This is a genomic window from Phocaeicola coprocola DSM 17136 (assembly GCF_000154845.1).
Classification (GTDB): domain Bacteria; phylum Bacteroidota; class Bacteroidia; order Bacteroidales; family Bacteroidaceae; genus Phocaeicola; species Phocaeicola coprocola.
In genome coordinates, this window is sequence record NZ_DS981467.1 from 1 (window position 1) to 2,524 (window position 2,524).

A 2,524-nucleotide genomic window follows, 5' to 3' on the forward strand; every position below is an offset into this window, starting at 1 on the left:
TAAGACTAATAAGCAAAATAGCAGAAAGGATCGTGGAGAAGAGTGGTAGTAGAGTAGTCAGGCAACAAATGATAACACAGAGTCTAACAATATATAGCTGATAACAGAAACCCCAAGAAATCCAGAAAAGAGAGAAAAAAAAGAGCAGAGTACATCACAAAAAGGACGAAAGTGTGATGGCGATATGAGAATCCATCAGACTTTTCTCTAGAGACATTCAGGATGGGTTTCATACTGATAAAGTAAAGAATTCAGGATTTACAGATTCTTACGAGTAACAGATACAACGAGCCGTATCAAGTATAGGGCAGGAGACCAAAAGTCTGCAGGCATAAGTGTCAACGAAAATCTGCAATACCGGATAAAACACATACACGTTTGCAATCAATAGCACAACAGGACCAGAAATAGACAGTCCACGGCGTTTGCTGCCTGATTTTGGAATGAAAGACGGATCAACGGCTATCGCCTTGCGACCACCTTTAAGGTGTTCCCTGATGATGGCTTCATTGAAGGAAAACCAGTCAAAGTCATCATTCTCAAAATTGTTCCGGTATGTCTGTTCCGAGAAACATCCATATCGTCCCATTTGAAGGAAATTGATGCGGTTAGGTATAGCCATGAACAATTTCATTGCATCCATGAATACTTTCTGAAAAGATTTGCTTATATTTACAACTGATTCGAGAGCGTTTCTGCACTCGGATTGGTATTGCATAAGGAGTGATTCTTTAGTCATAATTAAAAGTGGTGGAATACTTCTAATTTACTAATAATCAACAAATTATGCAATACTTTTTCTGTTGGTTTTCAGCTGTTTAGCATATCTTTTTCATCCCTTTTCTTACTCCTTGACGATTCATTCTTGACAGTATTTCAATGATCTCTTGAATATATTTTTGAACCGGATTATGCCGATTCTATGTTTAATTTTAATTTATCGGTAAAAATTTACCGAAGTATTGACTACTATACTTTTCAATTTATTACAGACGAGGAAAATTCAAAAGATATAGTAAATGATGTTTTCGAAAAAATCTGGATTCAGCGTCATGAGTTGAAATTAGAAACATTGTCTTCCTATCTTTATACGCTTGTTCGTAACAGATGTCTTGATTACTTACGGCATAAAAAAGTAGAACAGCAGTATGCTGATCTTTACGATCTTATCTCACAGAAAGAATTTGATGATTCAGAACTATATGAATATCGGATGTCACGTATCGAGAAAATTATTGAAAAACTAGGAGAACCCACGAAAGGTATTTTTATCCAATGTTATTTTCAGAATAAGAAATATGCAGAAGTTGCTCAGGAGTATCATATTAGCAGTAGTGGCATAAAGAAGCATGTTATGAAAGTTTTACGTTTGATACGGAGGGAATTTGATATAGAGTAACTTTGATATTATCCTGATACCATATAATAATTCATTATAATAAAGACTTGTATCATGAAACAAGATTCAGAAGATAAATTAGCTCATGTTTTAGAAGCGTTGGAAAATCCGTCATCTTTTACGCAAGAAGAACTGAAAAGTTTGTTTTCCGATAAAGAATGTTTGCGATATGCACGTACTATATTATATGCTAAAGAATCTTTGGCTCGACAACAGATTCCTCAACCTGATATTGATAAGGAATGGAGAACTTTTGAGCGTCATCATAAAAAAACATCAATTATTCCAATAATAATAGGTCTAGCGATAGCTTCTTGCATTGCTTTGTTTTTTATATTTAGTTTATCCAAAGAAGTTGAAGGAGGATTGCGGGTTTTTGAGGCAACGCAAACAGTGCAGATTGTAAAAGAAGAAACAGTAAATGGAATGACAACAGTTTATGTTCCACGAGGTATGCAAAAACGACTTGAACTTCCTGATGGTACATGTGTTACACTTAATGCAGAGAGTCAACTTACTTACGAAACTTCTCAATTTGGCCAAAACGAACGAAAGGTTATACTACAAGGCGAAGCACTGTTTGATGTTGCAAAAGATTCTCTTCGTCCGTTTATTGTCCAATCTGGTAAATTGAGTACTAAGGCATTAGGTACCGTTTTTAATGTAAAAGACTATTCAACAGAAGAGATGAAAATTACTTTGCTCTCAGGTTCTTTGAAAATTACTTCACAACAAAAGACGGATAGTGTATTTATTCATCCTGGTGAACAGGCTATTTTGACAAACCAACAAGAGTTGCGTACAGTCAAAATACCGCAAACTGAAGATATTACATCTTGGGCTGAAGGTAATTTTTATTTTGATAATCAGACATTGGTTGAAATATTGTGTGAACTGGGACGCTGGTATAATGTGAGTGTAATATTTAAAAGTAAGGATTGTATGAACACTCGTTTACATTTTAAGGCATTTCGAAATGAATCGCTGGCTTCAGTTGTGGAATTATTGAATTATGTCAGTAAAAATCCTGTTGTACTTGAAGACAGAACGATAATTGTTGGAAAATAATTTCCTAAAGTGGTACCCGTTATATTGTGTAATTCGTATTGATAGCAGATATAAATT

Annotated in this window: 2 protein-coding genes and 1 pseudogene; 2 read left to right on the plus strand and 1 reads right to left on the minus strand. The window is 34.7% G+C overall.

Annotated elements, in window-relative coordinates; all coding sequences use genetic code 11:
• Positions 1–295: 295 nt before the first annotated feature.
• A pseudogene (locus tag BACCOP_RS08025) lies at positions 296–739 on the minus strand (hypothetical protein); the annotation flags it as partial.
• 183 nt (positions 740–922) lie between these two features.
• On the opposite strand from BACCOP_RS08025, the gene BACCOP_RS08030 reads away from it, so the two are divergent.
• Complete coding sequence (locus tag BACCOP_RS08030; protein ID WP_007568082.1) at positions 923–1,399, plus strand: sigma-70 family RNA polymerase sigma factor; 477 nt, start codon at positions 923–925, stop codon at positions 1,397–1,399.
• A 54-nt stretch (positions 1,400–1,453) separates the two neighbouring features.
• Complete coding sequence (locus BACCOP_RS08035) at positions 1,454–2,467, plus strand: FecR family protein (RefSeq protein WP_007568084.1); 1,014 nt, start codon at positions 1,454–1,456, stop codon at positions 2,465–2,467.
• The last annotated feature ends 57 nt before the right edge of the window (positions 2,468–2,524 follow it).

Excerpts from the sequence above, each read along its gene's own strand:
- BACCOP_RS08035 (WP_007568084.1), top strand. The coding sequence starts at position 1,454 with ATGAAACAAGATTCAGAAGATAAATTAGCTCATGTTTTAGAAGCGTTG.
- BACCOP_RS08030 (WP_007568082.1), top strand. The coding sequence starts at position 923 with ATGTTTAATTTTAATTTATCGGTAAAAATTTACCGAAGTATTGACTAC.